Source organism: Croceivirga sp. ABH4_376 (assembly GCF_056160685.1).
Genome location: NZ_JBSWXQ010000004.1, coordinates 289,876 through 309,813, shown reverse-complemented (window position 1 = coordinate 309,813; position 19,938 = coordinate 289,876). Strand labels below are relative to the sequence as shown.

Annotated in this window: 30 protein-coding genes; 28 read left to right on the top strand and 2 right to left on the bottom strand. The window is 36.4% G+C overall.

All coding sequences use genetic code 11. The features are described 5' to 3' along the window. The first annotated feature begins 7 nt into the window (after positions 1–7). From rplP to ACXAGS_RS11525, 25 genes are all read left to right on the top strand, one after another. The gene (gene rplP, locus ACXAGS_RS11645; RefSeq protein ID WP_010519220.1) at positions 8–427 is read left to right on the top strand and encodes a 50S ribosomal protein L16; all 420 of its coding nucleotides are present in this window, start codon (positions 8–10) and stop codon (positions 425–427) included. 12 nt (positions 428–439) lie between these two features. Continuing rightward, positions 440–631: a 50S ribosomal protein L29 gene (rpmC, locus tag ACXAGS_RS11640; protein ID WP_010519221.1), complete on the top strand. Its 192-nt coding sequence runs from the start codon at positions 440–442 to the stop codon at positions 629–631. A 13-nt stretch (positions 632–644) separates the two neighbouring features. After that, positions 645–908 (top strand): 30S ribosomal protein S17, encoded by a 264-nt coding sequence (gene rpsQ, locus ACXAGS_RS11635; protein ID WP_010519222.1) that lies wholly within the window; start codon positions 645–647, stop codon positions 906–908. A 2-nt stretch (positions 909–910) separates the two neighbouring features. Further along, complete coding sequence (gene rplN, locus ACXAGS_RS11630; RefSeq protein WP_010519223.1) at positions 911–1,279, top strand: 50S ribosomal protein L14; 369 nt, start codon at positions 911–913, stop codon at positions 1,277–1,279. 12 nt (positions 1,280–1,291) lie between these two features. Then, entirely contained in the window at positions 1,292–1,597 is a 306-nt protein-coding gene (gene rplX, locus ACXAGS_RS11625; RefSeq protein ID WP_474906913.1) for a 50S ribosomal protein L24, read from the top strand. A 2-nt stretch (positions 1,598–1,599) separates the two neighbouring features. Then, positions 1,600–2,151 (top strand): 50S ribosomal protein L5, encoded by a 552-nt coding sequence (rplE, locus tag ACXAGS_RS11620; RefSeq protein WP_010519225.1) that lies wholly within the window; start codon positions 1,600–1,602, stop codon positions 2,149–2,151. A gap of 1 nt (position 2,152) precedes the next feature. Beyond that, on the top strand, positions 2,153–2,422 hold the full coding sequence (gene rpsN, locus ACXAGS_RS11615) for a 30S ribosomal protein S14 (RefSeq protein WP_010519226.1): 270 nt from the start codon (positions 2,153–2,155) through the stop codon (positions 2,420–2,422). A gap of 19 nt (positions 2,423–2,441) precedes the next feature. Beyond that, on the top strand, positions 2,442–2,840 hold the full coding sequence (rpsH, locus tag ACXAGS_RS11610) for a 30S ribosomal protein S8 (protein ID WP_474906912.1): 399 nt from the start codon (positions 2,442–2,444) through the stop codon (positions 2,838–2,840). 21 nt (positions 2,841–2,861) lie between these two features. Continuing rightward, positions 2,862–3,404: a 50S ribosomal protein L6 gene (rplF, locus tag ACXAGS_RS11605; protein WP_010519228.1), complete on the top strand. Its 543-nt coding sequence runs from the start codon at positions 2,862–2,864 to the stop codon at positions 3,402–3,404. Between the two features lie 11 nt (positions 3,405–3,415). After that, a complete protein-coding gene (rplR, locus tag ACXAGS_RS11600; protein WP_474906911.1) occupies positions 3,416–3,769 on the top strand; it encodes a 50S ribosomal protein L18 in 354 nt (117 codons plus the stop codon). Between the two features lie 5 nt (positions 3,770–3,774). Then, complete coding sequence (gene rpsE / locus ACXAGS_RS11595) at positions 3,775–4,299, top strand: 30S ribosomal protein S5 (protein ID WP_010519230.1); 525 nt, start codon at positions 3,775–3,777, stop codon at positions 4,297–4,299. A gap of 3 nt (positions 4,300–4,302) precedes the next feature. After that, positions 4,303–4,482, top strand: a complete 180-nt coding sequence (gene rpmD, locus ACXAGS_RS11590; RefSeq protein ID WP_010519231.1) for a 50S ribosomal protein L30 — start codon at positions 4,303–4,305, stop codon at positions 4,480–4,482. A 13-nt stretch (positions 4,483–4,495) separates the two neighbouring features. Beyond that, positions 4,496–4,948 (top strand): 50S ribosomal protein L15, encoded by a 453-nt coding sequence (gene rplO, locus ACXAGS_RS11585; protein WP_474906908.1) that lies wholly within the window; start codon positions 4,496–4,498, stop codon positions 4,946–4,948. A 9-nt stretch (positions 4,949–4,957) separates the two neighbouring features. After that, positions 4,958–6,301, top strand: a complete 1,344-nt coding sequence (gene secY / locus ACXAGS_RS11580) for a preprotein translocase subunit SecY (RefSeq protein ID WP_010519233.1) — start codon at positions 4,958–4,960, stop codon at positions 6,299–6,301. A gap of 1 nt (position 6,302) precedes the next feature. Beyond that, positions 6,303–6,518, top strand: coding sequence for a translation initiation factor IF-1 (gene infA, locus ACXAGS_RS11575; protein ID WP_010519234.1), 216 nt, complete (start codon positions 6,303–6,305; stop codon positions 6,516–6,518). Between the two features lie 14 nt (positions 6,519–6,532). Then, a complete protein-coding gene (gene ykgO, locus ACXAGS_RS11570; RefSeq protein ID WP_010519235.1) occupies positions 6,533–6,649 on the top strand; it encodes a type B 50S ribosomal protein L36 in 117 nt (38 codons plus the stop codon). A gap of 2 nt (positions 6,650–6,651) precedes the next feature. Then, positions 6,652–7,026 (top strand): 30S ribosomal protein S13, encoded by a 375-nt coding sequence (rpsM, locus tag ACXAGS_RS11565; protein ID WP_010519236.1) that lies wholly within the window; start codon positions 6,652–6,654, stop codon positions 7,024–7,026. 13 nt (positions 7,027–7,039) lie between these two features. Then, complete coding sequence (gene rpsK / locus ACXAGS_RS11560) at positions 7,040–7,432, top strand: 30S ribosomal protein S11 (protein WP_474906905.1); 393 nt, start codon at positions 7,040–7,042, stop codon at positions 7,430–7,432. A 109-nt stretch (positions 7,433–7,541) separates the two neighbouring features. Further along, positions 7,542–8,147 (top strand): 30S ribosomal protein S4, encoded by a 606-nt coding sequence (rpsD, locus tag ACXAGS_RS11555; RefSeq protein WP_474906904.1) that lies wholly within the window; start codon positions 7,542–7,544, stop codon positions 8,145–8,147. A 19-nt stretch (positions 8,148–8,166) separates the two neighbouring features. Next, positions 8,167–9,159 carry a DNA-directed RNA polymerase subunit alpha gene (locus ACXAGS_RS11550; RefSeq protein WP_474906903.1) on the top strand — a complete coding sequence of 331 codons (993 nt, stop codon included), beginning with the start codon at positions 8,167–8,169 and terminating at the stop codon, positions 9,157–9,159. 68 nt (positions 9,160–9,227) lie between these two features. Further along, positions 9,228–9,731 carry a 50S ribosomal protein L17 gene (gene rplQ, locus ACXAGS_RS11545; RefSeq protein ID WP_474906902.1) on the top strand — a complete coding sequence of 168 codons (504 nt, stop codon included), beginning with the start codon at positions 9,228–9,230 and terminating at the stop codon, positions 9,729–9,731. A gap of 88 nt (positions 9,732–9,819) precedes the next feature. Beyond that, complete coding sequence (gene carA, locus ACXAGS_RS11540) at positions 9,820–10,932, top strand: glutamine-hydrolyzing carbamoyl-phosphate synthase small subunit (protein ID WP_474906901.1); 1,113 nt, start codon at positions 9,820–9,822, stop codon at positions 10,930–10,932. Positions 10,933–11,047: 115 nt separating this feature from the next. After that, positions 11,048–12,340 carry a phosphopyruvate hydratase gene (eno, locus tag ACXAGS_RS11535; protein WP_474906900.1) on the top strand — a complete coding sequence of 431 codons (1,293 nt, stop codon included), beginning with the start codon at positions 11,048–11,050 and terminating at the stop codon, positions 12,338–12,340. 105 nt (positions 12,341–12,445) lie between these two features. Next, entirely contained in the window at positions 12,446–13,984 is a 1,539-nt protein-coding gene (locus ACXAGS_RS11530) for a glycogen synthase (protein WP_474906899.1), read from the top strand. Between the two features lie 117 nt (positions 13,985–14,101). After that, a complete protein-coding gene (locus ACXAGS_RS11525) occupies positions 14,102–15,385 on the top strand; it encodes a citrate synthase (protein ID WP_010519244.1) in 1,284 nt (427 codons plus the stop codon). On the opposite strand, the gene ACXAGS_RS11520 is transcribed toward ACXAGS_RS11525, so the two are convergent. Next, the gene (locus ACXAGS_RS11520; protein WP_474906897.1) at positions 15,363–15,815 is read right to left on the bottom strand and encodes a hypothetical protein; all 453 of its coding nucleotides are present in this window, start codon (positions 15,813–15,815) and stop codon (positions 15,363–15,365) included. The genes ACXAGS_RS11525 and ACXAGS_RS11520 overlap by 23 nt on opposite strands. Positions 15,816–15,936: 121 nt before the next feature. On the opposite strand from ACXAGS_RS11520, the gene ACXAGS_RS11515 reads away from it, so the two are divergent. The 3 genes from ACXAGS_RS11515 to ACXAGS_RS11505 all read left to right on the top strand — a co-directional run bounded on the left by ACXAGS_RS11515 (position 15,937) and on the right by ACXAGS_RS11505 (position 18,408). Beyond that, the gene (locus ACXAGS_RS11515; protein WP_474906941.1) at positions 15,937–16,854 is read left to right on the top strand and encodes a dimethylarginine dimethylaminohydrolase family protein; all 918 of its coding nucleotides are present in this window, start codon (positions 15,937–15,939) and stop codon (positions 16,852–16,854) included. Between the two features lie 9 nt (positions 16,855–16,863). Continuing rightward, on the top strand, positions 16,864–17,820 hold the full coding sequence (gene ctlX, locus ACXAGS_RS11510; protein WP_474906896.1) for a citrulline utilization hydrolase CtlX: 957 nt from the start codon (positions 16,864–16,866) through the stop codon (positions 17,818–17,820). A 69-nt stretch (positions 17,821–17,889) separates the two neighbouring features. Then, on the top strand, positions 17,890–18,408 hold the full coding sequence (locus tag ACXAGS_RS11505) for a hypothetical protein (protein WP_474906894.1): 519 nt from the start codon (positions 17,890–17,892) through the stop codon (positions 18,406–18,408). A 2-nt stretch (positions 18,409–18,410) separates the two neighbouring features. Here the strand turns inward: ACXAGS_RS11505 and ACXAGS_RS11500 are convergent, their stop codons facing one another. Then, positions 18,411–19,919, bottom strand: a complete 1,509-nt coding sequence (locus ACXAGS_RS11500; protein ID WP_474906893.1) for a peptidase associated/transthyretin-like domain-containing protein — start codon at positions 19,917–19,919, stop codon at positions 18,411–18,413. Positions 19,920–19,938: the final 19 nt, after the last annotated feature.

Sequence of the window (19,938 nt, the reverse complement as noted above, 5' to 3'; positions counted from 1 at the left end):
AGGTAAGATGTTACAGCCTAAAAGAACAAAATTTCGTAAAGCCCAGAAGGGAAGAATGAAGGGTATATCCCAAAGAGGTCACCAGCTATCTAATGGTATGTTTGGTATTAAGTCTTTGGACTCTCACTTTATTACTTCCCGTCAGATAGAAGCTGCACGTATTGCTGCAACTAGATATATGAAAAGACAGGGGCAATTGTGGATCAAGATTTTCCCAGACAAGCCTATCACAAAGAAACCTTTGGAAGTACGTATGGGTAAAGGTAAAGGTGCACCAGAGTATTGGGTAGCTGTTGTAAAACCGGGTAGAATCATGTTCGAAGTTGCGGGAGTGCCACATGACATTGCTAAAGAAGCTTTGCGTTTGGCTGCACAAAAGTTACCGGTAAAAACAAAATTCGTAGTTGCCAGAGATTACGCTGGATAAAATTAATCTGATATGAAACAAACAGAGATTAAAGAATTATCGGTAGAAGAGATTCAGCAAAAGTTAGCTGAGTTGAAGAAGGAGTATGCGGATTTAAAAATTTCGCATTCGGTAACTCCATTGGAAAACCCAATGCAGATCAGAAAAACAAGAAGAATTGTCGCAAGGTTGGCAACTGAGTTAACAAAAAGGGAACTACAATAACGGATTCGGCCTTATGGAAGATAAAACTAGAAATTTAAGAAAAGAAAGAATCGGGGTTGTTACCAGTAACAAAATGGAAAAGTCCATTGTTGTTTCTGAGGTAAAACGAGTAAAGCATCCGATGTATGGTAAATTCGTTTTGAAGACCAAGAAATATGTTGCCCATGACGAGAAGAATGATTGTAATGAGGGTGACACAGTAAGAATAATGGAAACAAGACCTTTAAGTAAGACTAAGTGCTGGAGGTTGGTAGAAATCCTAGAAAGAGCTAAGTAACCATGGTACAACAGGAATCAAGATTAAGAGTTGCGGATAATACAGGTGCTAAAGAGGTACTTACTATTCGTGTACTTGGAGGAACAAAAAGAAGGTACGCAAGTATAGGCGATAAAATTGTTGTTACTGTTAAGGAGGCTACTCCTAATGGAACAGTAAAAAAAGGTTCTGTATCAACTGCGGTAGTTGTTAGATCTAAGAAGGAAGTAAGAAGACCAGACGGCTCTTACATTAGATTTGATGATAATGCATGTGTGTTGTTAAATCCTGCTGGTGAAATGAGAGGTACAAGGGTTTTTGGACCTGTAGCCAGGGAGTTGCGTGATAAGCAGTATATGAAAATTGTATCATTGGCCCCTGAGGTACTTTAAAAGAGAACTAAGATGAAGCTAAAGATAAAAACAGGAGATAACGTAGTAGTAGTTGCTGGGGACCATAAAGGTGCTGAAGGCAAGGTGCAGAGCGTGGATTCTGAAAAGAACAAAGCTATAGTAGAGGGTGTTAATTTGGTTAAGAAACATGAAAAACCAAGTGCTCAAAACCCACAAGGAGGTATAGTAGAGAAAGAAGCTCCTATTCATATTTCTAATTTAGCATTGGTAGAGAACGGCTCTGCAGTAAGAGTTGGTTATACCGTTAAAGACGGAAAGAAAGTAAGAGTGTCTAAAAAAACAGGAGAAATTATCTAGTCATGAGTTATATTCCAAGACTAAAAACAGAATACAAGGAGCGTGTTATCAAGGCGTTGACCGATGAGTTTGGTTACGCTAACGTAATGCAGGTTCCTAAATTAGAGAAGATAGTTCTTAGTAGAGGTGTTGGTGCAGCTGTTGCCGATAAGAAATTAATTGATCACGCTGTTGATGAGTTAACTATGATTACGGGTCAAAAAGCAATTGCTACCATTTCTAAGAAAGACGTTGCAACTTTTAAGTTACGTAAAGGGATGCCTATTGGTGCTAAGGTTACGTTAAGAGGAGAGCGTATGTATGAGTTCTTAGATAGGTTAATTACAACTGCCTTGCCAAGGGTTAGAGATTTCCAAGGGGTTAAAGCAACCGGTTTTGATGGTCGCGGAAACTATAACTTGGGAATTACAGAACAGATTATTTTTCCAGAAATCAATATTGATAGGATTAATAGGATTAACGGTATGGATATTACTTTCGTAACAAGTGCCGAGACCGATAAGGAAGCAAAATCTTTGTTAGCAGAACTAGGAATCCCTTTTAAAAAGAATTAAGATGGCAAAAGAATCAATGAAAGCCCGTGAAAGAAAAAGGGCAAAAACAGTAGCCAAATATGCTGAAAAAAGAAAGGCGTTAAAAGAGGCTGGTGATTACGAAGGTTTGCAAAAGTTGCCGAAGAATGCTTCTCCTGTAAGAATGCACAATAGATGTAAACTTACTGGAAGGCCAAGAGGTTATATGAGAACTTTTGGTATTTCTAGGGTTATGTTTAGGGAAATGGCCAACAAAGGGTTAATTCCAGGTGTTAAAAAAGCAAGTTGGTAATTCTAAAAAAGAAGGAAAAATGTTAACAGATCCAATTTCAGATTATTTAACAAGGATTAGAAACGCTAGTAGAGCGGGTCATAGAGTAGTGAACGTTCCTGCTTCCAACTTGAAGAAAGAAATGACTAAAATCCTTTTTGATCAAGGATACATTTTGAGCTACAAGTTTGAGGATGATTCCGTACAAGGAAATATTAAGATAGCTTTGAAATATGACAAGTTCACAAAGGAGCCAGTTATAAAAAAGTTGGAAAGAGCCAGTAAGCCTGGTCTAAGAAAATATTCAGGAGCTGAACAATTACCTCGTGTATTGAATGGTTTAGGTATCGCAATCGTTTCTACCTCTCACGGTGTAATGACTAGCAAACAAGCTAAGCTTGAAAATGTTGGCGGTGAGGTTTTATGTTACGTATACTAAAAAGTAAAAAGAACTAAAGAGATGTCAAGAATAGGTAATAATCCAATTTCAATCCCAGAGGGCGTTACTGTAGACGTAAAAGATAGCGTAGTAACGGTTAAGGGAAAGTTGGGAGAGCTAACCCAGGAATTTAACGGGGTAGACGTAAAGGTAGAAGACGGTACTTTAACCGTTTCTAGACCTTCAGACGCAAAGGATCATAAAGCAAAGCATGGTCTGTATAGAGCTTTAATCAACAATATGATTAAAGGAGTGGCGCAAGGTTGGACAAAAGAATTAGAGCTTGTAGGTGTTGGTTACCGTGCTAGTAACCAAGGGCAAAAATTGGATTTAGCGCTTGGTTTTTCTCATAACATAGTTATGGATATTGCATCAGAGGTAAAGATTGAAACAGTTTCTGAAAAAGGAAAAAATCCTATCGTGAAATTGACATCTCATGATAAGCAATTGGTCGGAGCGGTTGCCGCTAAGATCAGGTCTTTTAGAAAACCTGAACCTTACAAAGGAAAAGGTATCAAGTTTGTAGGAGAACAAATTAGAAGAAAAGCAGGTAAATCAGCTTAATACAAGATATAATGGGATTATCAAAGACTGATAGAAAATTAAGGATAAGAAGAAGGATTAGAAAAGTATCTTTTGGTACTGAATCTCGTCCTAGATTATCTGTATTTCGTAGCAACAAAGAAATCTATGCTCAAGTAATAGATGATAACGCTGGTAAAACATTAGTAGCAGTATCTTCTAGAGATAAAGGTCTTGAGGCTACAGGAACTAAGACAGAAGTTGCTAATGCTGTAGGTAAGGCGGTTGCGGAAAAAGCTTTAAAAGCTGGTATCGAAACTGTAGCTTTTGACAGAGGCGGTAATTTGTATCACGGAAGAGTTAAAGCATTGGCAGAAGGTGCCAGAGAAGGTGGACTTAAATTCTAAATCATATGTACCAGAATTATAAAAACGTAGAACTAGTTAAGCCAGGAGGTTTAGAATTAAAAGATCGTCTTGTTGGCGTACAAAGGGTTACCAAGGTAACTAAAGGTGGACGTGCATTTGGTTTCTCTGCAATTGTTGTTGTAGGTGATGAAAATGGTGTTGTTGGCCATGGTTTAGGTAAGTCAAAGGAAGTTGCTACCGCTATAGCTAAAGCTGTAGAAGATGCAAAGAAAAACTTGGTAAGAATACCTTTAAATAAAAGTACTTTGCCTCACGAACAAAAAGGTAAGTTTGGTGGTGCAAGAGTATTTATTAAGCCTGCATCCCAAGGTACCGGAGTTATTGCTGGTGGTGCCGTTAGAGCGGTATTAGAAGCTGTAGGTATTCATGATGTACTTTCTAAATCTCAAGGATCTTCTAACCCTCACAACGTTGTAAAGGCTACTTTTGATGCATTATTGCAATTAAGAGATGCTGGTACTGTTGCTAAGCAAAGAGGTGTAAGTCTTGAAAAAGTTTTTAAAGGATAAGAAATGGCTAAGATTAAGGTAAAGCAATTAAAAAGCGCTATTAAAAGACCTCAGAATCAAAAGAGGACTTTAGAAGCATTAGGTTTAAGGAAAATCGGCCAGGTAGTAGAACATGAAGCTACTCCGAATATCCTTGGAATGATAAAAAAAGTAGAACATTTGGTTTCCACTGAGGAGGCCTAAATAACCAAGACTAATGGATTTAAGTAGTTTAAAACCAGCAGAAGGAGCTAAGAACCGTGATGGTAAGCGTTTAGGTAGAGGTCAGGCCTCTGGTAAAGGTGGTACCGCTGCACGTGGTCACAAAGGGGCCAAGTCAAGATCCGGTTATTCTAAGAAAATCGGTTTCGAGGGTGGTCAAATGCCATTGCAAAGACGTGTTCCTAAATTCGGTTTCAAAAATATTAACCGTAAAGAGTACCAAGCTATCAATTTGGACAAGCTTCAATTATTGGTAGATGAAAAAGGTATTAAAGATGTAATAAATTTAGATACCTTTGTGGCCCATAATTTGGCGGGTAAAAATGAATTGGTAAAAATCTTAGGTAACGGTGAATTAAAAGCTAAACTTAAAGTTTCTGCCCACAAATTCAGTGCTTCTGCTAAAGCAGCTATAGAAGCAGCAGGTGGTGAAGCTATAAGTTTATAAGATTTAGATATGAAGAAGTTTATTGAGACTATATCAAATATTTGGAAGATAGAAGAGTTAAGAAATCGTATTCTAATAACATTAGGTTTGTTGTTGGTTTATCGATTTGGAGCTCAAGTTGTACTTCCAGGTATTGATACTACTCAATTATCCCAGCTAACTTCCAATACGGAAAGCGGTATCTTGGGAATTTTAAATGCGTTTACAGGGGGGGCTTTTGCCAATGCCTCTGTTTTTGCATTGGGTATAATGCCATACATTTCTGCATCTATTGTGGTACAATTAATGAGTATTGCAATTCCTTATTTGCAAAAGTTAGATAAGGAAGGTGAGAGTGGAAGAAAAACTAAGAATCAAATTACTAGATGGCTTACTATCGCTATTTGTATTGTTCAGGCACCTACCTATTTATATGGTTTGGGGGCATTGGGTGTACCAGATAGTGCATTTGTATTAGGCAAAGGGTTAGATTTTATAGTTCCTTCCGTAATTATTTTGGTTACAGGATGTGTTTTTGCAATGTGGTTGGGAGAACGTATTACGGACAAAGGTATTGGTAACGGTATATCACTTCTTATCATGATTGGTATTATAGCTACTATGCCGCAAGCATTCTTACAAGAATTTGTATCTAGAACTACAAATAACACTGGTGGATTAATGTTCATATTAATTGAAGTTATAGTTTGGTTCTTGGTAATATTGGCAAGTGTGTTGTTGGTGATGGCTGTAAGGCAGATTCCGGTTCAGTATGCTAGAAGAACTGCTTCCGGTGGTTATGAGAAGAATGTGATGGGGTCTCGTCAGTACATACCACTAAAGTTAAATGCATCTGGTGTTATGCCAATTATCTTTGCACAGGCTATTATGTTTGCTCCTAGTTTAATAGGTAGAACGTTTAATAATACCGCTGCGGGGCAATGGATGGAAGTTCAATTTGCAGATATTTTTGGATGGGCTTATAATATCTTATTTGCGGCTTTAATTATCATCTTTACCTATTTCTATACTGCTATTACGGTTCCTACCAATAAAATGGCAGATGATTTAAAAAGGAGTGGTGGTTTTGTGCCAGGTATTCGTCCGGGTAAGGAAACTGCAGACTACTTAGACAAAATAATGTCTTTAATAACTTTTCCAGGTTCTATATTTTTAGCACTTTTGGCGGTTTTACCGGCAATCGTGGTAAAATTGATGGATGTTCAATCTGGATGGGCACTTTTTTATGGTGGTACTTCCCTTTTAATTATGGTGGGTGTTGCTATAGATACTGTTCAGCAGGTAAATTCATATTTGTTGAATAGACATTATGATGGGCTAATGAAAACTGGTAAAAACAGAAAAGTAGCATAAGATGGCAAAGCAACCCGCAATAGAACAAGATGGCACTATTATCGAGGCATTGTCTAATGCAATGTTTAGGGTAGAGTTAGAGAATGGTCATATCGTTACGGCGCATATTTCAGGTAAAATGCGTATGCATTATATAAAACTATTACCAGGAGATAAGGTAAAGTTAGAGATGAGCCCGTATGACTTGACCAAAGCAAGAATTACATACAGATATTAAGAAGAGATATTGATATGAAAGTAAGGGCATCAATAAAGAAAAGGAGTGCAGACTGCAAAATAGTACGTAGAAAAGGTAGACTGTACGTTATCAACAAAAAGAATCCTAGATTTAAACAAAGACAAGGGTAATTATGGCTAGAATAGCAGGTGTAGATATACCAAAACAAAAAAGAGGCGTTATTGCTTTGACCTATATTTACGGTATCGGCAGAAGTCGTGCTAAAGAAATTTTGGAACAAGCTAACGTTAGCGAAGATGTAAAGGTTTCTGATTGGAACGATGATGAAATCGGTAGAATCAGGGAAACAGTATCTAGTTATACTATTGAAGGAGAGCTACGTTCAGAAACTCAAATGAACATTAAGCGTCTTATGGATATCGGTTGTTACCGTGGTATTCGTCATAGAGCTGGTCTTCCTTTAAGAGGGCAAAGAACTAAGAACAATTCTAGGACTAGAAAAGGTAAACGTAAAACGGTTGCTAACAAGAAAAAGGCAACTAAATAATAGCTAAGGCATTATGGCAAAGGCAAATAGTAAAACAGCAAAAAAACGTAAGGTAATTGTTGATTCTACGGGAGAGGCGCACATTGTAGCTTCTTTTAACAACATTATCATTTCTTTGACTAATAAAAAGGGAGATGTAATCTCTTGGTCTTCTGCAGGTAAAATGGGCTTTAGAGGTTCTAAAAAGAACACTCCATACGCTGCTCAAGTAGCTGCTGAAGATTGTTCTAAAGTTGCTCATGAAGCAGGTCTTAGAAAAGTAAAAGTATACGTTAAGGGGCCGGGTAATGGTAGAGAGTCTGCTATTAGAACAATCCACAATGAAGGTATTGAAGTGACAGAAATAATTGATGTTACTCCATTGCCACACAATGGTTGTAGACCTCCAAAAAGAAGAAGAGTTTAATTATTTTATAGTCTGCCCATAAAGGCAGACTTTTACACATCGAGTGTGCAATAATGATTATCGAAGGATAAGCCTTAATTCATAATCGTACATTCAAATAAATTAGAAAATGGCAAGATATACAGGACCAAAAACTAAGATAGCCCGTAAGTTCGGTGAAGCTATCTTCGGCGATGACAAATCGTTTGAAAAGAAAAATTACCCTCCAGGACAACATGGTAATAACCGTAGAAGAGGGAAAAAGTCAGAATATGCTATCCAGTTAATGGAGAAGCAAAAGGCAAAATATACCTACGGTATTTTAGAGCGTCAGTTTAGAAATCTTTTCGCAGAAGCTAAGCGTAAAGACGGAGTAACCGGTGAGGTTCTTTTGCAATTATGCGAGTCTCGTTTAGATAACGTAGTATACAGAATGGGTATAGCGCCGTCTAGAAGAGCAGCAAGACAATTAGTAGGTCACAGACATATAACGGTTAATGGTGCGTTGGTAAATATTCCATCTTACTCTCTAAGAGCTGGTGATGTTGTTGGTGTAAGAGAAAAATCTAAGTCTGTACAAGCTATTACAGATTCTTTAGCGAATAGTAGCGCTGTTTACGAGTGGATAACTTGGAATAGTGAAAAGAAAGAAGGTACATTTGTTGCGGTACCAGAAAGGCTTCAAATTCCTGAAAATATTAAAGAGCAACTAATCGTCGAGTTATACTCAAAATAAAAACAACATTAATCCAATTATGGCATTACTTAATTTTCAGAAGCCCGATAAAGTTATAATGATAGACTCAACAGATTTTGAGGGGAAATTCGAATTTCGCCCCTTAGAACCTGGCTATGGTTTAACTGTTGGGAACGCATTAAGAAGGGTACTACTTTCCTCTTTGGAAGGTTTTGCCATCACATCGGTTAGAATTGACAGTGTAGAGCACGAGTTCTCTGTTATTCCTGGTGTTGTTGAGGATGTTACTGAGGTTATTCTTAATCTAAAGCAAGTACGTTTCAAAAGACAGATTGATGATGTTGAAAGCGAAACCGTTTCTATTTCCGTAAGCGGAAAAGAGCAACTAACTGCTGGTGATTTTCAAAAATTCATATCTGGATATCAAGTATTGAATCCTGATTTGGTTATATGTAATATGGATGCGAAAGTGTCTATTAACATGGAAATCATTATTGAGAAAGGTCGTGGTTACGTTCCTGCGGAAGAAAACAAAAAATCCAATGCACCAATAGGTACAATAGCTATGGATTCTGTTTTTACTCCTATCAAAAATGTTAAATATAGCATTGAGAATTATAGGGTAGAACAAAAGACAGATTACGAGAAGTTAGTTTTCGAAATCAGTTCAGATGGTTCTATCCATCCAAAGGATGCACTTACGGAAGCTGCAAAGGTTTTAATTCACCATTTCATGTTGTTCTCTGATGAACGTATTACATTAGAAGCAGATGAGATTGCGCAAACAGAGACTTATGATGAAGAGTCTTTACATATGCGTCAATTGCTTAAGACTAAATTGGTAGACATGGATTTATCTGTGAGAGCCTTAAATTGTCTTAAAGCTGCAGAAGTGGATACTTTGGGAGACTTGGTAGCGTTTAATAAAAACGATTTGATGAAATTCAGAAACTTTGGTAAAAAGTCTTTAACAGAGTTAGAAGAATTAGTAATCAATAAGGGCTTACAGTTCGGTATGGACTTAAGCAAATATAAATTAGATAAGGATTAATTAATCATATTTTGCTCTCCCTTATAAAATTTAATAGGGATCTGGTAGCAAGATGATAAACTAGAAAGATGAGACACGGTAAAAAGTTTAATCATTTAGGTAGAAAATCTGCCCACAGAAAGGCAATGTTGGCCAATATGGCTTGTTCTCTTATAGAGCACAAAAGAATAAACACTACAGTTGCTAAAGCTAAGGCTTTAAAGCAATTTGTAGAGCCTTTAATTACTAAAGCTAAAACAGAGAATAACCAAACTACGGAGAAAGGGACACACAACCGTAGAATTGTTTTTAGTAGCTTAAGAAGTAAAGAGGCAATAACCGAGCTATTTGGAACTGTTGCTGAAAAAGTTGGTGAAAGACCAGGAGGTTACACTAGAATTATAAAGTTAGGTAACAGACTTGGAGATAATGCTGACATGGCAATGATAGAGTTGGTAGATTTCAATGATGTTTATAATACAGATTCTGGTAAGAAGAAAACTACTAGAAGAAGTAGAAGAGGTGGTAAAAAGGCGGGAGCTGTTGCTCCAGCTCAAGAAACACAAGCTACAGCAGATGACTCTGAAGAATAAAATGTTTATTATTCATTTATAACTTAAAAAGGATACGTTTAGGCGTATCCTTTTTTTTATGTTTTTTTGTAAAATTTTAGGACGGAACATGAAATATCAAAAAAGGAAAAAGGCACTTTTATTATTAGAAGACGGCACCATTTTTTTCGGTAAGGCCGTAGGAGAAAAAGAAGGAACTTCGTTTGGGGAAGTATGTTTTAATACTGGTATGACCGGTTATCAAGAAATATTTACAGACCCATCTTACTATGGGCAACTAATGGTTACTACCAATGCGCACATTGGAAACTATGGTACCCATAAAGACGAAATTGAGTCAGATTCCATAAAAATTGCGGGTCTAATATGTAAGAATTTCAGCTATAATTACTCTAGGCCTAGTGCTGACAAAAGTTTACTGGACTTTTTAAACGATAACAATTTGTTGGCTATCTCAGACGTGGATACTAGGGCGTTAGTTAGTTACATAAGGGATAACGGCGCTATGAATGCTGTCATATCAACTCGCGTAGATGAAATAGATGCATTAAAGGAAGAGCTAAAGGCGGTGCCTTCTATGGAAGGGTTAGAATTGGCTTCAAAAGTATCTACAACAGCGCCTTATTTTGTGGGTAAAGAAGACGCACAATATAAGATTGCCGCTTTAGATATTGGCATTAAAAAGAATATACTTAGAAATTTAGAAAAAAGAGGAGCATTAATAAAAGTATTTCCTTACAATACATCTAAAGAAGAAATGGCTGCTTGGGAGCCAGACGGCTATTTTATTTCTAACGGGCCTGGTGATCCAGAGCCATTGAAAGATGCCGTACAAACAACTAAAGACATATTAAAAACCGACAAACCATTATTTGGAATTTGTTTAGGTCATCAAGTATTGGCTTTGGCTAACGGGGTTTCTACCTATAAAATGCATCATGGTCATAGAGGTATTAATCACCCAATCTTAAACTTAATCACTGGAAAAGGTGAAATTACTAGCCAAAACCATGGTTTTGCCGTAAATAGAGAAGAGACCGAAGCACATGCGGAATTGGAAGTTACCCATACGCATTTAAATGATGGAACCGTTGCTGGGTTAAAAATGAAAAACAAAGATGTATTTTCTGTACAATACCATCCAGAGGCTAGCCCTGGACCACATGATGCAGATTATTTGTTCGACCAGTTTTTTGATGCTATTAAGGCTAGTGCCAACTAAATCGTTTGAGTTTATTTTTAGGTTATTATTACAATAAATACCTAGCAAAATACAGATGTGAAAGCAACACCTTTTGTATCTTCGTTCTGCTAAATTCACTAATAAATATAAGAATATGAGTATTATAGTCAACATTCATGCAAGACAAATTTTAGATTCTCGTGGTAACCCTACCGTAGAAGTAGACGTGGTTACAGAGAACGGATTTTTAGGTAGGGCAGCAGTACCATCTGGGGCATCTACAGGCGAGCATGAAGCAGTTGAATTAAGAGACGGTGGTGATTCCTTTATGGGTAAAGGAGTGGGTAATGCCGTAAATAATGTAAATACGGTTATTGCTGAAGAATTAGTTGGTGTTTCCGTATTTGAACAAAACTTTATAGACCAAACCATGATTGCTTTAGATGGTACACCAAACAAATCTAAATTGGGTGCTAATGCAATTTTAGGTGTTTCTTTGGCGGTTGCAAAAGCAGCGGCAGAGGAGTTAGGTATGCCGTTATACCGTTATGTTGGTGGTGTTTCTGCCAATACTTTGCCAGTACCAATGATGAATATTATAAACGGTGGTTCGCATTCAGATGCACCTATCGCTTTTCAAGAGTTTATGGTTATGCCTGTAAAGGCCAAAGATTTTAGCCATGCTATGCAAATGGGTACGGAGATTTTTCATAACCTAAAAAAAGTATTACATGGTCGTAACTTAAGCACCGCAGTAGGTGATGAAGGTGGTTTTGCCCCGAATTTAGCTGGTGGAACCGAAGATGCATTGGATACTATTGCAAAAGCTGTAGATCAAGCAGGTTATAAATTGGGCGATGATGTAATGATTGCCTTAGATTGTGCCTCTGCTGAATTTTACGTAGATGGTAAATATGACTATACTAAGTTTGAAGGAGATAAGGGTGTGGTAAGAACTTCTGAAGAGCAAGCAACTTACTTAGCAGAATTGTGCGAAAAATATCCTATCATTTCTATTGAAGATGGTATGGATGAAAACGATTGGGACGGTTGGAAAATGCTAACGGAAAAAGTTGGTGATAAAGTACAATTGGTTGGAGACGATTTATTTGTAACAAACGTTGAGCGTCTATCTAGAGGTATAGAAAATGGTATTGCTAATTCAATCTTGATAAAAGTTAACCAAATTGGTACGCTTACTGAGACTATTGCTGCCGTAAATATGGCTAAAAATGCAGGTTACACTTCTGTAATGTCTCACCGTTCTGGAGAAACAGAAGATAATACTATTGCAGATTTAGCTGTTGCTTTAAACACAGGGCAAATTAAAACAGGTTCAGCTTCACGTAGTGATCGTATGGCAAAATATAATCAATTGTTACGTATAGAAGAGCAGTTGGGAGATATTGCTTACTATCCACAAGAAAAAGCCTTCAAGGTTAAATAGTAACAAAAACTTATCTTTTAAAAAGCCTTTCTTAAATAAGAAAGGCTTTTTTTTATTCTATAATATATCTTATCTTTTAACGACTTCATTTAACTAGTTAAACGTATGAACAACTTCTTATTTGCCGCAGCAGAAAATGATGCAATTCCAAAATGTAAAGCTGGAGGTATGGGAGATGTTGTTAGGGACGTTCCAAGACAAATTTCAGAAAAAGGAGATCGCGCCCACGTGGTAACACCCTCTTATGGTAGATTACATCAAAATGGTACGTTTAGGACTAATTTAAATTTTAAACTTAGGGGCATTACATATACGGCGGAAATTTACGAGGTGCCGCCAAAAAAAATATATGAAAACATACATCATTATGTGATACACCATCCAGAAATAGAAGCAGGGGGTATAGCACATATTTATCACGATGATCCCGAAGAACCATTTTTTACGGATGCAATTAAATATTTTATTTTTTGTACAGCGGTAGCAGAAGCCATAAAACAAGGGGTTTTTGGCGAAATTGATGTGGTACATCTACATGATTGGCACTCTAGTTTACTGCTATTTTTGCGTGAGTATGTAAAAGATTATGAGCTATTAAAGCCAATACGGTTTGTGTACAGTATTCATAATTTGGCTATTCAGGGTATACGCCCGTTTCAAGACAATTACGCTAGCTTGCTAAATTGGTTTCCAACTGTAGATTTGGATTATAAGAAATTACAGGATTACCGCTACACGGATTGCGTTAACCTTATGGCGGTTGGTATTCGCTTGGCAGATGCCGTACATACCGTTTCTCCTTCTTATAAAGACGATGTTATGAAGCCCAGCAAACCGCCAGAATTTATAGGTGGTGAAGGATTGGAGTTAGACTTACAACAAGCGGATAAGGAAGGGCGTTTATTTGGAATATTAAATGGATGCAATTATAAAAACATAAATAAAGAACAAAAGGGAAATATTTATAGAAACACCATTAAAGCTTTGTTTCAATGGTTGCAAGAAGAATCTAAAAAATACAAAGCCGACTTTTTAGCGCATACAGGTGAAAAGATAATGGAGTACATAAGTAATGGAAAACCTAGTTTTATAGCTTGTAGTGTTGCACGACTTACAGAACAAAAGTTTTATTTTTTTAAACGTTCGCCAGAAGCGTTTATTCAGATTCTGGAAAAACTAGAAGCCAAAGGAGGTATATTTATGCTGCTAGGTACAGGCGCTCCTGAATATGAAGAGCTATTTAGAAAAATAAGTTACGAGCATAAGAACTTTATTTTTACGAATGGGCAATCAGAAAGTTTGATTGATTCTATGTATCAAGAATGCGATTTGTATTTTATGCCCAGTTTATTCGAGCCGTGTGGTATTAGTCAAATGTTGGCCATGAGAAATGGAAATCCCTGCTTGGTACACCATACGGGCGGCTTAAGAGATACGGTAGACCATTTAGAATCTGGTTTTGCTTTTGATGGGGATTCATACGATGAGAAGATTGCTAACATGCTTAAGGTTTTTGATCAAGTACTTTCTATATATGATACAGATAAGCCAAAATGGAAGAAGATACAACAAACTGCCAAGCGAAAAAGATTTACCTGGAAAAAATCTGTAGATCAATACTATAAAGATCTTTACAAGTTATAGTTAATAACAATCATAAGATTATCGTTAATAATAGTTCAAAATTGAAGGTTTCAATTGTTAAAACCTTGGCTTTTTCGTAAATTAGACCGCTTAGATTTTTACAAATAAAAAATATAAATGTCGAAAACTGCAACAATAGAATTTGAAGGGAAAAAATACGAGTTTCCTGTTATTAAGGGAACCGAGGATGAATTGGCAATTGATATCAAAACTTTGCGTGCCAGCACAGGTATGGTAACCATTGACCCGGGTTTTAAAAATACGGGTTCTTGTGAAAGTGCCATTACTTTTTTAGACGGAGAAAAAGGTATTCTTAGGTATAGAGGTTATTCTATTGAAGACTTGGCAGAAAAAGCAGATTTTTTAGAAGTAGCTTATTTGTTGATATTTGGAGAACTTCCCAACAAAGAGCAGCTGGCTAAATTTGATGCAGATATTAAGGCGGAGTCTAACGTAGACGAAGAAATGAAAAAGATTTTGGATGGATTTCCAAAATCCGCACATCCAATGGGGGTTTTGTCTTCTTTAACAAGTGCTTTGATTGCTTTTAACCCGTCTTCTGTAGATGTAGATTCTGAAGGCGCAATGTATAATGCCATAGTACGTATTATGGCAAAATTTCCTGTTTTGGTTGCATGGACCATGCGTAAGAAAATGGGATTGCCTTTAGATTATGGTGATGATTCTTTGGGTTATGTAGAGAACATTCATAAAATGATGTTCAAAAGACCAAACAAGGAATACAAAAAAGATAGTACGGTAATAGAAGCCTTGGATAAACTTTTGATTTTGCATGCAGATCACGAGCAAAACTGTTCTACTTCTACCGTACGTATAGTAGGATCTTCCCATGCAGGCTTGTTCGCCTCTTTATCTGCTGGTATTTCAGCATTATGGGGTCCACTTCATGGTGGTGCTAACCAAGCGGTATTAGAAATGTTAGAAGCCATTCAGGAAGATGGTGGCGATACTAAAAAATACATGGCTAAGGCCAAAGACAAAGAAGATCCTTTTAGATTAATGGGCTTTGGGCATCGTGTCTATAAGAATTTTGACCCTAGAGCAAGAATTATTAAAAAGGCGGCAGATGAAGTATTGGGTAGTCTTGGTATAGATGATCCTATTTTAGAAGTTGCTAAGGGTCTGGAAAAAGAAGCTTTGGAAGACGATTACTTTGTAAAAAGAAAATTATATCCAAATGTTGACTTTTATTCTGGTATAATATATCGTGCTTTGGGTATTCCAGTAGATATGTTTACCGTAATGTTTGCTCTTGGTAGATTACCAGGTTGGATTGCCCAATGGAGGGAAATGCGCTTGCGTAAAGAACCGATAGGTAGACCAAGACAGGTTTACATTGGTGAAAACCACAGAGATTTTAAAAAGATAGCTGATCGTTAGTATTTGCTAATTCTGCCAAATAAGCCTTGGCAAAGTCAATACAGAACTGGTTAAAATAACATTTGTAAGGATATTTAATCGCATCCTTTTGTTGTAATTCAGCGGTATTGATTTCTATGATATACTTTAATAAATTAAGTTGCCCATCTTTTTCTAGTAGATTAAGTTGGGCAATTACTTTTTCTTTATAATTGTAACAGATTTCTCTAATTTTGTTGAAGTTTTGATTTTGGAAACTTGAAGAATTGGTGTTTTTCAAATAGTCCATCTCATTTAATTGAACAATAAGACTTGGGGAGGTCTTTTGTGGCTTTGTCGTTTTAACTTCAGGGTTGGATGAAAAATTTACATGCTTGGGTGGTAATACCCCAGAAAGGGATAGTGCGAAAAAAACGCTCACAAATACAACTTCAAGAATTATCTTTTTCATCCTGTCGTAATTTCTTACAAATTAATAAAACAAAAATACATATACCATGATTTTTGTTGTTTTGTTTGAGTTGAAATGTATTTATCTGTAGTTAAGTTGTATTTATTAATAGTTAAACTGTATTGTTTTGAATTTAAGGGTAAAAGATGAAATAGGTCGATTACAAGCCGTAATATTAGGAACGGCGAAAAGTAATGGGCCAATACCTACGTTAGAAGAGGCTTATGATCCAAAATCAATGGAGCATATAAAAGCGGGTACCTATCCAATTGAAAATGATATGGTTAATGAAATGGAAGCTTTTGCTGCAGTTCTAAAGAAACATGATGTCAAGGTTTTTAGGCCTACGATTATAGAAGATTGTAATCAAATATTTTCAAGGGACATCGCATTTGTTATTGAAGACAAAATATTTCATTCCAACATATTGCCCGATAGGGAAAATGAATTCGAAGCAATTCAACACGTGTTGGATTTAATAGATCCAGAGAAACTTATTAGGCCACCAGAGGAAGTTCATGTAGAAGGTGGAGATGTTATGCCGTGGCACGATTATATCTTTGTGGGAACATATACGGCAGATGATTATTCTTCTTATATAACCGCTAGGACCAATAAGGCGGCAGTGGAGTTTTTGCAAGGACAATTTCCAAATAAAAAAATTAAGTCTTTTGAGTTAAGAAAGTCCAACACAAATGCGAAAGAAAACGCATTGCATTTAGATTGTTGTTTTCAGCCGTTGGGCAAGGGCAAAGCTATTCTGCACAAAAATGGCTTTTTAGTAGAAGAAGAGTACCAGTGGTTGGTTAATTTTTTTGGTAAGGAAAACATTTTTGAAATTACCGCAGATGAAATGTATCAGATGTTTAGCAACGTGTTTTCCATTTCTCCAGATGTTGTGGTATCAGAAAAAAGTTTTACCAGACTAAATAATTGGTTAAGACAACAAGGTTTTACCGTAGAAGAAATTCCCTATTCCGAAATTGCAAAACAAGAAGGTTTGTTGCGTTGTAGCACCTTGCCTTTAATCCGTGAATAAATATTGATTATGCAGATTACCAATACAATTTTAATGGTGCGTCCGGTTGCGTTTAGAATGAACGAGGAAACCGCTGTGAATAATTATTTTCAAGAAGACCTATCCGTAAAAAACAACGAAATAAACAAGAACGCCCAGCAAGAGTTTGATGGCTTTGTTGAAAAGCTTAAGGCAAAAGGGGTAAACGTAATTGTTATAGAAGATCGGTTGGCCGAAGATACACCAGACTCTATTTTTCCAAATAATTGGATTAGTTTTCATAAGGATGGTACCGTAGGGGTATACCCAATGTTTGCGGAAAACAGAAGAAGGGAAAGACGGGAAGATGTTTTTGATGTACTAGAAGATAAAGGTTTCTTCATAGACAAGATAGTAGACTATACAAGCGCGGAAGAGGAAGGTGTGTTTTTAGAAGGTACAGGTAGTATTATTCTGGATAGAGTACATAAAAAAGCGTATTGCGCCTTGTCTGAAAGGGCGGATGAGGATTTATTTATTGAGTTTTGCGAAGATTTTGATGTCTTTCCGGTAATCTTTACTGCCAATCAAAGTGTAGATGGTAAAAGACTACCCATTTACCATACCAATGTTATGATGGCATTGGCAGAAACCTTTGCTGTAATTTGTTTGGATAGCATTGATGATAAGAAGGAAAGAAAGATAGTAAAGGATCATTTAAAACAGGACGGTAAAGAGGTAATACAAATTACCGAAGAGCAAATGCATAGTTTTGCGGGAAATATGTTACAGGTTCTTGGAGCAAATGATGAAAGAATTCTGGTGATGAGTTCCGCCGCCTATAATAGCCTTACTCAATCTCAAATTAATGCTATTGAAAAATATTGTAGTATTCTACATAGCTCTTTAGAAACAATTGAAACTTGTGGTGGAGGTTCTGCCCGTTGTATGATGGCCGAGGTGTTTTTACCTCTAAAAGAGAAGTTTTCACAACAAAGCATTGATTAATTGGTTTAATATTCGTACTTTTTTGTAAGAAAATACGTTTTATTTGTGAACTAACTAATTTTTACTATCATGAGTATGTGGGAAATTGACGAGATAATCATAAGCGGAATTGAACTCATCAAACATTCTGAATTAGAACCGATTTTTAAAAAACATATTCTATGGAACTTAGAAAATGTTCCAGAATTGTACGGCTTTGATGCAGGCATGTTCAATAGAACAGAACTGGATATTGAATTTAACTATGAAAGGATGAATATCTACAATGTAGGCTACTATGTAATTACAGAAGCCAAAAAACGTGGGTATAACGATTTAGTTTATGATTGGTCTGCCTTTCTACTTAACTTTAGAGAAGGTTACTTTTCAGAAATAGCTGCAACTGAAGAATTAAGAGAGGGTGTGCTTAAGCAAGTGAAACTAATATTTGACAGTTTGGATTTTAGTAATTACCAGCCCATTCACCGCAGTTTAACACTTTATGAAGACGGCAGGGACTGGTATAGTAAGGACCAAAAAGAATTGGTTAAGTGGTTTTGCTCTAAGAGTACAGTCGCAAAAACAAAAAATTTACAACCAAGTCTGTAGGTTTAGTTGTTCTCTTTTGCCTTAAAACTCTTTATGGCTGCATTGGGTTCCATGATGTTATATCCGGCCCAAAACTCAGCATTGTAAGCGGGCATGTATGTTGGTTTTAAGGCTTTATTTTCTTTAAATTTTTCTATAGTAGTTTCTTCAATAAGCTCATTTTTAAAGATTACCAACTCATATTTATCAATATTAGAAATTTGAAAATCAAGATTCATACGCAATTCGTTTTGTTTGCGTCTACCCTTAACATGTTTGTTTTTTTCTATCACGTCTAAGGGCCTGTCTATTCTAACCCATTTACCAAAGGTTAAATCTGCAAATTGTAGCGAATAGCGACCGTTGGCTATTTTGCCAAAACGCATGGTACCCTTATAGGTTACATCTCTATAGTAGATACCCAGTAGTCTAAAATTTCTTAGGTTTTTTACGTTTTCAAAGTCGATTCGCATTACAGCAAAATCATCAATGTTTATATACAGTTTTCCTTTAAAATCGGCTTTTCCCTTGGGTTCAAAGTTTATAACATAAACGCCATTACCGTCTATTTCGGAATAGCCTTTTAGACTAAAATCATAGCGTTTGTATTTATCTATAATATTTAGCTTACTATCTTCTTTGTAATACAGTTCTTCATAAATATCATGTAACATCCAGCGTTGCCCGAGTACCGCGCCGTTTGTAGTGTCCTTCGCTTTTTCTATTTCGCTGGCCAATTCTTTTGCCTCTTCTTCTTCCATATCTGTCAAAATAGAATCTACTTGTATTTTTTGACTAAATAAACCCGATTTTACTTTTAAATAGGAGCTAGGTTTTACATGTTTTTTAAAGATGGTTTCCATATAATCTCCTATGCCTTCAATAGAGTTTAATTGGTCTTTGTTGTACATTTCTGCAACTTTTATCAGTCCAATTTTATTTTGTTCCTTAGAAGAATATGAATCGCCTAACGCTTCTGTGTAATGATAGGTGTTTCTAGGTACTGCCCTTCCTATACTGTCGATTAATTCTTTGTCTAACTCTTCAATACTGGATTTTTCAAAACCAAAATCTAGTTTGTGAATGTTGGCAAATTCAGAGTTCCTTAAAAAATAACGTTGTTTTATGGGCGAGAAGTTGCGGTTGCTGGGAATATTTTCAATCATCTTTTCAATGATTTGATCAACCGATAATTCCTTATCAAACAAAAACACGCCATCTAAGTTTATGGCTTTTGGTGTTAAATAAAGTATGAAATCTAGTGGAGTAACAAATGGGAAGCCTGTTTTTTCATACCCCATGCTAGAAATATATATGCTGTCTAGTCGCTTTGCATTAGCTTCCAAAGTAAAAGAAAAAAGACCTTCGTCATTGGTGATTACACCAGTATGTTCTCCAAAGGCCACAGTGGCATACGGAATAGCTTTTTTGGTTTTACCATCTACTAACCTAGCGGTATAAGTTTGGGCCAAGAGTTGATTTAAAAAACTGAAAAATACAAGAGTGGCTAGGAATAGACTTTTATGGTTCATACTTAGGTTTTGTGTGTAT

Excerpts from the sequence above, each read along its gene's own strand:
- ACXAGS_RS11550 (WP_474906903.1), top strand. The coding sequence starts at position 8,167 with ATGGCATTACTTAATTTTCAGAAGCCCGATAAAGTTATAATGATAGAC.
- rplF (WP_010519228.1), top strand. The coding sequence starts at position 2,862 with ATGTCAAGAATAGGTAATAATCCAATTTCAATCCCAGAGGGCGTTACT.
- ACXAGS_RS11525 (WP_010519244.1), top strand. The coding sequence starts at position 14,102 with ATGTCGAAAACTGCAACAATAGAATTTGAAGGGAAAAAATACGAGTTT.
- rpsM (WP_010519236.1), top strand. The coding sequence starts at position 6,652 with ATGGCTAGAATAGCAGGTGTAGATATACCAAAACAAAAAAGAGGCGTT.
- ACXAGS_RS11520 (WP_474906897.1), bottom strand. The coding sequence starts at position 15,815 with ATGAAAAAGATAATTCTTGAAGTTGTATTTGTGAGCGTTTTTTTCGCA.
- rpsE (WP_010519230.1), top strand. The coding sequence starts at position 3,775 with ATGTACCAGAATTATAAAAACGTAGAACTAGTTAAGCCAGGAGGTTTA.
- rplO (WP_474906908.1), top strand. The coding sequence starts at position 4,496 with ATGGATTTAAGTAGTTTAAAACCAGCAGAAGGAGCTAAGAACCGTGAT.
- ACXAGS_RS11530 (WP_474906899.1), top strand. The coding sequence starts at position 12,446 with ATGAACAACTTCTTATTTGCCGCAGCAGAAAATGATGCAATTCCAAAA.
- infA (WP_010519234.1), top strand. The coding sequence starts at position 6,303 with ATGGCAAAGCAACCCGCAATAGAACAAGATGGCACTATTATCGAGGCA.
- rpsD (WP_474906904.1), top strand. The coding sequence starts at position 7,542 with ATGGCAAGATATACAGGACCAAAAACTAAGATAGCCCGTAAGTTCGGT.
- ACXAGS_RS11505 (WP_474906894.1), top strand. The coding sequence starts at position 17,890 with ATGAGTATGTGGGAAATTGACGAGATAATCATAAGCGGAATTGAACTC.
- ACXAGS_RS11500 (WP_474906893.1), bottom strand. The coding sequence starts at position 19,919 with ATGAACCATAAAAGTCTATTCCTAGCCACTCTTGTATTTTTCAGTTTT.
- rplQ (WP_474906902.1), top strand. The coding sequence starts at position 9,228 with ATGAGACACGGTAAAAAGTTTAATCATTTAGGTAGAAAATCTGCCCAC.
- rpsQ (WP_010519222.1), top strand. The coding sequence starts at position 645 with ATGGAAGATAAAACTAGAAATTTAAGAAAAGAAAGAATCGGGGTTGTT.
- ctlX (WP_474906896.1), top strand. The coding sequence starts at position 16,864 with ATGCAGATTACCAATACAATTTTAATGGTGCGTCCGGTTGCGTTTAGA.
- rplE (WP_010519225.1), top strand. The coding sequence starts at position 1,600 with ATGAGTTATATTCCAAGACTAAAAACAGAATACAAGGAGCGTGTTATC.
- rpmD (WP_010519231.1), top strand. The coding sequence starts at position 4,303 with ATGGCTAAGATTAAGGTAAAGCAATTAAAAAGCGCTATTAAAAGACCT.
- secY (WP_010519233.1), top strand. The coding sequence starts at position 4,958 with ATGAAGAAGTTTATTGAGACTATATCAAATATTTGGAAGATAGAAGAG.
- rpmC (WP_010519221.1), top strand. The coding sequence starts at position 440 with ATGAAACAAACAGAGATTAAAGAATTATCGGTAGAAGAGATTCAGCAA.
- rpsH (WP_474906912.1), top strand. The coding sequence starts at position 2,442 with ATGTTAACAGATCCAATTTCAGATTATTTAACAAGGATTAGAAACGCT.
- ykgO (WP_010519235.1), top strand. The coding sequence starts at position 6,533 with ATGAAAGTAAGGGCATCAATAAAGAAAAGGAGTGCAGACTGCAAAATA.
- rpsN (WP_010519226.1), top strand. The coding sequence starts at position 2,153 with ATGGCAAAAGAATCAATGAAAGCCCGTGAAAGAAAAAGGGCAAAAACA.
- rpsK (WP_474906905.1), top strand. The coding sequence starts at position 7,040 with ATGGCAAAGGCAAATAGTAAAACAGCAAAAAAACGTAAGGTAATTGTT.
- rplR (WP_474906911.1), top strand. The coding sequence starts at position 3,416 with ATGGGATTATCAAAGACTGATAGAAAATTAAGGATAAGAAGAAGGATT.
- rplN (WP_010519223.1), top strand. The coding sequence starts at position 911 with ATGGTACAACAGGAATCAAGATTAAGAGTTGCGGATAATACAGGTGCT.
- eno (WP_474906900.1), top strand. The coding sequence starts at position 11,048 with ATGAGTATTATAGTCAACATTCATGCAAGACAAATTTTAGATTCTCGT.
- carA (WP_474906901.1), top strand. The coding sequence starts at position 9,820 with ATGAAATATCAAAAAAGGAAAAAGGCACTTTTATTATTAGAAGACGGC.
- rplP (WP_010519220.1), top strand. The coding sequence starts at position 8 with ATGTTACAGCCTAAAAGAACAAAATTTCGTAAAGCCCAGAAGGGAAGA.
- rplX (WP_474906913.1), top strand. The coding sequence starts at position 1,292 with ATGAAGCTAAAGATAAAAACAGGAGATAACGTAGTAGTAGTTGCTGGG.